This is a genomic window from Actibacterium sp. (genome assembly GCF_041584535.1).
Classification (GTDB): domain Bacteria; phylum Pseudomonadota; class Alphaproteobacteria; order Rhodobacterales; family Rhodobacteraceae; genus Actibacterium_D.
The window spans coordinates 1-2,954 of the sequence record NZ_JBFHDW010000306.1 but is presented as its reverse complement, the minus strand read 5'-3'; the positions used below and the strand labels follow the sequence as shown (position 1 = coordinate 2,954).

Sequence of the window (2,954 nt, the reverse complement as noted above, 5' to 3'; positions counted from 1 at the left end):
TGTGCGATGGCGGCTCAGGCGAAAGACCGTCTTGGTCTATGATTGCGAATCCGGGTCAAGCTGCTTCATGTTTTGGAGCAGCTTGTCGAAATAGTGGATGGCGTGGATCTTGTCGGTGCTCGAGAACCCCTCAAGCGCCGCGTCATAGAAATCGGCGATCCGGTCGCGCATATCATTTTTCCACACAGCGCGGCCGCCTTCCGTCAAGCGGATCAGGCGGCTGCGGCTATCAGTGGGTGACACGACCCGTTCGATCAGGCCATGGGCCTCCAGCCGCGACAGCACCCCGGTCAGGTTCTGGCGGCTGACCAGCAGGAATCGCGTCAGGTCGCCAACCGAGATTCCCTTTTCCATCCCATCGCGCGCCAAGGCGCCGATGATCGCCCATTGCTGCGTGGTGATCTTGGTCTCCTCAAGCGCGCGCGTGCCGGTCTTATGCATCATGTTCGCGCATTGATAGAGCCGGAAAAACAACCGGTTTCCAAGGTCATCCAGGTCGATGTTTTGCGTGAGATCATTGTCTTTCATTGAGGCAAGTTGCGCGTTTTTTACCGGCGGGTCAATGCTGCATCGTCAGGGCCGTGTGGAAATAAAATGTAAATAGCTTGACATAAAATGGTGATTCTGGTCTATTTTGAATCAGGGAGGATGAAGGCACTGCTTCCACGCTGATTTACGAGATAACCCGTAAAATAGGCGTGAAATGGCCAAAATTCTCATATCTGAAATTTTTTGGGAGGACTCACGTGAGAGGTCTTAAAGGTAAAACTGTTGTCGTAACTGGCGGTGCTGGTGGCATTGGTGCGGCAACCTGTCTTCGTTTCGCAGAAGATGGCGCGCGCGTCGCGGTCGTTGATCTTAACCAAGAGGCCGCTGACGGCGTCGTTGCCAAGATCAAGGCCCAGGGTGGCGAAGGCATGGCATTTTCGGTCGACCTGACCGATTTCGACGCCACGGTCGCTGCGGTTGCCCGGATCGAAGACGAATTCGGCGCCATCGACATTCTGGTGAACAACGTTGGCTGGGACCTGTTCGTGCCCTTCCTGAAAAGCGGCCCTGATTTCTGGACCAAGATCATCGACATCAACCTGCGCGCTGTGCTGAACATCACGCACCCCGTGCTTGAGCGCATGTCCGAACGTGGCGCTGGCCGTATCGTGTCGATCGGCTCGGACGCGGGTCGCGGCGGCTCGTCGGGTGAATCGGTTTACGCGGCCTGTAAGGCTGGCGTGATCGCCTTTTCGAAAACCATCGCTCGCGAACAAGCGCGTCGTGGCATCACCTCGAACGTGGTCTGCCCTGGTGTCACCGAAACCGGGATGCTGGAAAACTTCATGGAGGCCGCCGGCGACAAGGAAAAGCTGCGCACTGCCTTTACCCGCGCTGTGCCGCTGGGTCGGCTGGGCAAGCCCGAAGACCTTCCGGGCGCAATCCTTTTTCTTGCCAGCGATGACGCGGCATTCATCACCGGACAGGTCATCTCTGTCTCGGGCGGCCTGACGATGCACGGTTAAGGAGCAACAGGATCATGGACTATCAAGACATTCTTTACACCGTCAAAGACGGCGCTGCGCATATCACCATCAACCGCGCTGACAAATACAACGCCTTCCGTGGTCAGACCTGCGAAGAGCTGATCCATGCGTTCAACCGTGCGGGTTGGGACAAATCCGTCGGCGTGATCGTTCTGTCGGGCGCGGGCGAAAAAGCCTTCTGCACCGGTGGCGACCAGTCGGCCCATGAAGGTCAGTATGACGGCCGCGGCACCATCGGCCTGCCAATGGAAGACCTGCATTCGATCATCCGCGACGTGCCCAAGCCGGTGATCGCCAAGGTTCAGGGTTTCGCCATTGGCGGCGGCAACGTTCTGGCCACGATCTGTGATTTCACCATTGCCGGTGACCGGGCGCAATTCGGTCAGGTTGGCCCCAAGGTCGGTTCGGTCGATCCGGGCTTTGGCACCGCCTTTCTGGCCCGCGTCGTGGGCGAGAAGAAAGCGCGCGAAATCTGGTATATGTGCCGCCGCTATTCGGCTCAGGAAGCTCTGGAAATGGGCTTGGTCAACACCGTTGTCCCGCATGAAGAACTGGACGCCGAAGTCGATCGCTGGTGCGCCGAGATCATGGAGAAATCGCCGACCGCCATCGCTTTGGCCAAGCGCAGCTTCAACATGGACACCGAACATCAGCGCGGCATCGCGGGCCTCGGGATGCTGGGCCTGTCGCTGTATTACGACACCGACGAAAGCAAGGAAGGCGGCATCGCCTTCAAGGAAAAACGCAAGCCTGATTTCCGTAAATTCGGCAAGTAACGCAAGGGTTTGGCCGGGGCGCCTTGCCCCAGCCACCATGAACCTGCGCATGGGAGGGCAGGATGAAAACGATTTTCGATACCGAAGAGCTGGACCAGATCCGCGAACTGGCGCGCAAATTCGCGCAAGAGCGTGTCGCGCCCGGTTACATGGCGCGCGAAAAGGCTGGCAAGTTCGATATGGACCTGCTGCGCGAGATGGGCGAACTGGGCCTGATTGCGCCTGAACTGCCCGAGGAATTCGGCGGCATGGGGGCGGACTTCCTTTATTCCGGCGTGATCGTCGAAGAAATCGCCCGCGCTGATTTCACCTTCGCCTATGCTTCGTTGCTGGCCTCGCTGAACGGGCAGATCCTGCGTCAGTTCGCGGCGCCCGAGATCGCCAGTGAATGGCTGACCGGCCTGACCGCGGGCGAGCATATGCTGGCCATTGCCCTGACCGAACCCAAAGGCGGCTCGGACGCGGCCAATCTGGGCCTGAAGATGGAGCGCGACGGTAACCATTACATCATCAATGGCGAGAAAACCTCGATTTCCGCCAACCAGATCGCCAAGGGCGTCGTCACCTTCGCCCGCACCGGCAAACCCGAAGACCGCGCCCATGGCGTGTCGGCCATCCTGATCCCGCTGGACCTGCCGGGGAT

The 2,954-nt window shown here is 58.9% G+C and carries 4 protein-coding genes; 3 read left to right on the top strand and 1 reads right to left on the bottom strand.

The window, feature by feature from the left end; all coding sequences use genetic code 11:
• Positions 1 to 36: 36 nt before the first annotated feature.
• Positions 37 to 444, bottom strand: coding sequence for a MarR family winged helix-turn-helix transcriptional regulator (locus tag ABYW26_RS12750; protein WP_372605281.1), 408 nt, complete (start codon positions 442 to 444; stop codon positions 37 to 39).
• Between the two features lie 302 nt (positions 445 to 746).
• Here ABYW26_RS12750 and ABYW26_RS12745 point away from each other — a divergent pair, with 302 nt between their 5' ends.
• From ABYW26_RS12745 to ABYW26_RS12735, 3 genes are all read left to right on the top strand, one after another.
• Positions 747 to 1,514, top strand: a complete 768-nt coding sequence (locus ABYW26_RS12745; RefSeq protein ID WP_372605280.1) for an SDR family NAD(P)-dependent oxidoreductase — start codon at positions 747 to 749, stop codon at positions 1,512 to 1,514.
• Positions 1,515 to 1,528: 14 nt separating this feature from the next.
• Positions 1,529 to 2,311, top strand: coding sequence for a 2-ketocyclohexanecarboxyl-CoA hydrolase (gene badI / locus ABYW26_RS12740; protein ID WP_372605279.1), 783 nt, complete (start codon positions 1,529 to 1,531; stop codon positions 2,309 to 2,311).
• Between the two features lie 62 nt (positions 2,312 to 2,373).
• On the top strand, positions 2,374 to 2,954 hold a 581-nt coding region (locus ABYW26_RS12735), incomplete at its 3' end, for an acyl-CoA dehydrogenase family protein (RefSeq protein WP_372605278.1).